This window comes from Rubritalea sp., from assembly GCF_039830215.1.
In the GTDB taxonomy this organism is placed as follows: domain Bacteria; phylum Verrucomicrobiota; class Verrucomicrobiia; order Verrucomicrobiales; family Akkermansiaceae; genus Rubritalea.
Window position 1 is genome coordinate 1 of the sequence record NZ_JBDOPO010000272.1, and the last position, 4,747, is coordinate 4,747.

Below are 4,747 nucleotides of genomic sequence, written 5' to 3' on the forward strand. Positions count from 1 at the left end.
CCTTGCACAGGCTGGGCTATGAACTTCTCCCGAAAAAGCTGGGGAAACAAGCAGGCGTCACCGACTCACTGATTGTTAGACTAGGCATTTGTGGCGCATTAGCAATGAACACGATGGCATTCACCCTGCCTCGTTACAACGGAATGGAAACCACCGATGAGCTAGCGAGCCTACTCACCACCGTGGTCATTGCCTCATCGACCCTCACTCTTCTCATCGGAGGATCCTACTTTTTCAAACGGGCATGGAGCGCGCTACGCCTAGGAGGAATCCACATGGACCTGCCCATTTCTCTGGGCCTTATCCTCTCTTACCTAGGCTCACTTATTGGATGGTCGACCGGCCACGAAGACCTTTTCTATTTTGACTTCGTTGCCATATTCACCTTCTTGATGCTCTCTGGAAAGCAGCTGCAAATTTCTTCTCTGAACAAAGCTAACAGCCGCTTCCAAACTGACTCCACCCTTCCTGAATTTTACAAAACGGCTGAAGGTGATGAGCTAGATACAGCGGATATTCCAGCTGACTCCTCCTTGCTCATTCCTCCCGGAACAGTCGTACCTGTGGATGCGCGCTTGCTCAGCGATAGTGCAGACCTTTCGCTTGCATGGATCACCGGCGAGCCTAGTTCACTATTGTTTCAACACACCGCAGCCATCCCTGCCGGCGCAGTCAACCAAAGTGCTCACAGCATCAAGGTTCAGACAAACTCTGCGACCAACGAAAACGATGCGATCACGCGCCTGCTCAATACCGATATCAAACAGTCGAGCAACAGCAACCGCCAAGCACAGCAAAAGGCTATTCAGATCTACTTAGCCGTCATCATCGTACTCGGGTTTCTCGCTAGTCTAGGCTGGTGGTTCACTACACACGAATGGGTCAAATCACTGCAGGTGCTCATCTCGATCTATGTCGTTTCCTGCCCCTGTGGAATCGGCCTTGCACTTCCATTGTTAGATAGCCGAAGCTCTAAATTCTCGCACAGCTACGGAATCTTCCCACTCACCTCAAGATTTTGGGAACACCTCACGCGGATCGGCAAAGTGGTTTTTGACAAAACTGGCACACTCACACTCGATAAACCAGAGCTGATAGACAAAGAGCAACTCAGCCAACTGAGTGACGCGAACAAAGAACTACTCTTCACTTTGACTCGCAGCTCACTCCACCCCTTGAGTCGTTCTATTTTCGCAGAGCTCATCAAATCCGGCACCACCAGCAGCTCCATTCAGCAAGCTCCAACCGAAACTCCAGGAGTGGGTAACTCTCTCTCATTGGATAACGGAAGCACCTACGGACTAGGCCGCAGCCAGACCGAGCAACAAACTAGTGAGTCGCTCAGCTGCAGCTTCACAAAAGATGGAACAACCATCGCCCACTTTTTCTTCACAGAATCCCCACGTGAAGAAGCTGCCAACTCTATAAAAGCTCTCAATTCCGACCTAAACAGCCCCTGCATGATTCTCTCAGGCGACGACTCTGAACGCGTTTCAGTGCTGGCAAAAAAACTCTGCATCCCTGAGTATTTTGGGAATTTATTGCCCGAACAAAAGCAGGCTAAAATTAAAGAAACCGAACAATCTCTACGGGTTTTGTATCTCGGTGATGGAATCAACGACCTCCCAGCGCTTCAATCAGCTTCCCTCAGTGGAGCCCCCTTCGCCAACATCAACATGCTGACTGCAGATGTCGACTTCCTCTTTACCGATGAGACCATGGGCTTTTTACCGAGGCTCATTCACATAGCCAAGCAACGCCGCCGCCGCAAGCTCAACCTCATACTCTACACGCTGCTATACAATGCCATCGTCCTAGGCGTCTGCATCGCCGGCCTCATGTCACCTCTTTATGCAGCCATCATCATGCCATTGAGCTCCCTCATCAGCATAGGACTTGTCAGTAAACCTTTTAACATCAGAACCTCATGAGTTCACTCACCCTACACAGTTGCGATGGACAACCGCTTATGTTAGTTTCCCCACGTGGAGCGAAAAATCTCTTCTATTGGATGACCGAAACAACGCACAACAGCACACCTAAGGAAGCGGAGATAGTTTACAAAGAACTGCTCGGCGCTGACCTTTTTAGCATCTACCGCACCGCCTTCGAGAAAGTCACGGGCCAGACACTGGCTTTGATCCATCCTGACATTATTAGCACTCCTGAAGACGAGGCGTCCCGTTGTAAGAATGACTTTTGCTCTCTCATGCTCGACACTGAGGTCTGTAAAAGTCGTTGCACAGAACACTCCATCGACCTCTCAAAAAGGATCGACCAACAAGCTTTCACCGCTTCCTGTGAAGCGAACATCACAACAACCTTGATACCAATCAATACCAAGGTTGGCATCGTCGCTTATATTCGCTCAGGTCAGGTTCGGACAAACGAAAAGGAAATCGACCCCAACTTCTTCCTGAAAATTTCCGCAGCTATGCCCCCCCACGTCAGCCGTGACGTGGTCATGCTTTTTGATGCCGCTAGAGTTTACACCAAGGACGAATACAAGTCCCAACTCACTTTATTAGGAGCCTTTGCCCTGCAGCTTTCTGACCTAGCTAACAATCTTCTCATAAAGCCTGCCCCTGGATCCGGTGGTATCGTAGATGTCACAAAACACTACATCCACGAAAAACTCTCTGAGAAAATTAGCCTCGATGCCCTTGCTGAAAATGCCAAGGTAACTAACAGCTACCTCTGTAAGCAGTTTAAAAAAGCCACGGGACTCACAGTTGTCGAATATATCAACCGTCACCGTATCGAGCTAGCGAAAGAACTTCTCACCAGCAAAAAAGTGCGTATCATTGAGATCGCATACGAAACGGGGTTCCAGTCACTCTCACAGTTCAATCGGAGCTTCCACCGCTACACCGGTCAGTCTCCCACTGAATATAAAAAAGCTGAACTTTCCAGCTAACTTCCTACTATGAAAACCTTCGCCATCATTCTCTCAGCCACCACACTTTCAGCTATCACTGCCTGCGTGCCGCAATCAAATGACCCATTTGTTCCCACCCAAGCAATGGCTCAAGCATCTGGAGAACCGATCGAAGACCTAGGAAAAGGCCACGCCATTTTCATGCGCCAATGCACACAATGCCACGAAAAGCGCATTCCCAACGAAATTCCGAGTAAGGAATGGCGCCACATCGTCCCCGGCATGGCCTGGAACGCAGGACTCTCAAAAGAAGAGGAACGCCTCGTCACGGAGTACGTCCTCGCAGCCAGCAAAGTCAAGCCCACTGTGCCAGCAAACAACTAGCAGGGAACGCTGAGCACCAGATTGGCCGCAACTCACTACCCCACCACACAGTGGAAGCAAAGGCTCGTATTGAAGCCGTTCCCTCTGCTATTTGTTAGCCAAATATGCGCTAATTTTCAACAATCCCTGCGCAGCTAAATTTGAGATAATAAACTAGTTTTTCACTCATCAGAGAGCGATCCACTCACTGACTAAACGAGTAACTAATTATGAAAAACTACCTTTTATCTGCAGGCCTTCTAGCTGGCCTTTCTATCGCAGCACAGGCTAGCGCACCTCTAGCTCCAGTAGCAACTCCAGACGCGTTTACCAATGCGATCACTCCGATTTCCAACCCAACACTCCACGGCAACCCATTGCCGCAGACAAATGTGCACGCAATGTTGATGCACCAAAGACTCTCTAATGGAATCAATGTCGGGAACGGTGCAGCAACAGCACCACTCGGAGGTGACCTCAATCTCGTTGCTGTTCAGCTCGAGTACGCATTTAACGAGCGTTTCTCATTGATCGCGTCAAAGGATGGCTACATTGATTTCAACCCAAACAACACACTCACAGAAGAGAATGGCTTTGCCAACATCGCTGCTGGTGTAAAATACGCATTCATTTACGATGAGCCAAGCCAGTTCGTCTTCAGTGGTTCAGCTGTTCTCGAAGTCCCTACTGGTAACCGCGATGTGCTCCAAGGCTACGGTGATAGCTCAGTAAATCTCATTGCCTCAGCTCTAAAGATCCATGACGCATGGCAGTTCTCCGGTGCTGCTGGTGTCCAACTTCCATTCGACACAAAAGAGCAATCTGTAATAGGCTTCGCCAGTGCCCACGTGAGTTACCACGTGACTGAGCGCTTCGTGCCACTTGTCGAACTCAACTGGTTCCGCGTCATCAGCGAGGGTGAAGGAACTGGCCATGTGGCTTCTAGCCTAGCAGACTTCGAAGGTGGTGACCTCATCAACCTCGGATCAGTCAATGCATCAGCTAACAAAGACATCGTCACCGCCGCTATTGGTGCGCGCTACAAGCTAACAGACAGAGTCAACCTCGGTGCGGCTTACGAGATCCCTCTCACAGACGAAGAGGCAAACCTCATGAAGTCACGCGTCACTCTCGACGTCGTTTGGACATTCTAAAGAGACTAAACTCTCTAACTTTTTCATCAGAGTAGAGTATAATGTATAGAAGCCGTTGCAGCCTAATCGCTGCAGCGGCTTTTTGCTTGTCAGATAGATCTAAGATTCATCTGACTCTGAACGTCTCTCTCCCATGAGCCATGCTCCACGATCAATTGAACTATCAGGAAATCTAGCTAAACTTCGCACTAAAACATTAGCAGTCTCGCTTGTGATTAGCATCGTATTCAGCAGTATGATCCTTCTAACTCTTCACTCAATTGAAATGAAACAAGGTGTGACTCCTCCACCATTCTTCTCTTCTTTTGATGTAAAAATAGAGACCACATGTGTTGGGTTTGGATGTGGTCCA

5 protein-coding genes are annotated in these 4,747 nt (G+C 49.2%); all 5 read left to right on the forward strand.

Annotated features, from left to right (window positions below; translation table 11 throughout):
* Positions 1-1,931, forward strand: a 1,931-nt coding sequence (locus ABGY95_RS08960) for an HAD-IC family P-type ATPase (RefSeq protein WP_347441336.1), incomplete at its 5' end; no start/stop codon positions are given.
* Positions 1,928-2,917, forward strand: a complete 990-nt coding sequence (locus tag ABGY95_RS08965; protein WP_347441337.1) for a helix-turn-helix domain-containing protein — start codon at positions 1,928-1,930, stop codon at positions 2,915-2,917. The genes ABGY95_RS08960 and ABGY95_RS08965, both read left to right, overlap by 4 nt.
* A 9-nt stretch (positions 2,918-2,926) precedes the next feature.
* Positions 2,927-3,262 (forward strand): hypothetical protein, encoded by a 336-nt coding sequence (locus ABGY95_RS08970; RefSeq protein ID WP_347441338.1) that lies wholly within the window; start codon positions 2,927-2,929, stop codon positions 3,260-3,262.
* A 209-nt stretch (positions 3,263-3,471) separates the two neighbouring features.
* Entirely contained in the window at positions 3,472-4,395 is a 924-nt protein-coding gene (locus tag ABGY95_RS08975) for a transporter (protein WP_347441339.1), read from the forward strand.
* A gap of 133 nt (positions 4,396-4,528) precedes the next feature.
* Positions 4,529-4,747, forward strand: a 219-nt coding sequence (locus tag ABGY95_RS08980; RefSeq protein ID WP_347441340.1) for a hypothetical protein, incomplete at its 3' end; no start/stop codon positions are given.

Excerpts from the sequence above, each read along its gene's own strand:
- ABGY95_RS08965 (WP_347441337.1), top strand. The coding sequence starts at position 1,928 with ATGAGTTCACTCACCCTACACAGTTGCGATGGACAACCGCTTATGTTA.
- ABGY95_RS08975 (WP_347441339.1), top strand. The coding sequence starts at position 3,472 with ATGAAAAACTACCTTTTATCTGCAGGCCTTCTAGCTGGCCTTTCTATC.
- ABGY95_RS08970 (WP_347441338.1), top strand. The coding sequence starts at position 2,927 with ATGAAAACCTTCGCCATCATTCTCTCAGCCACCACACTTTCAGCTATC.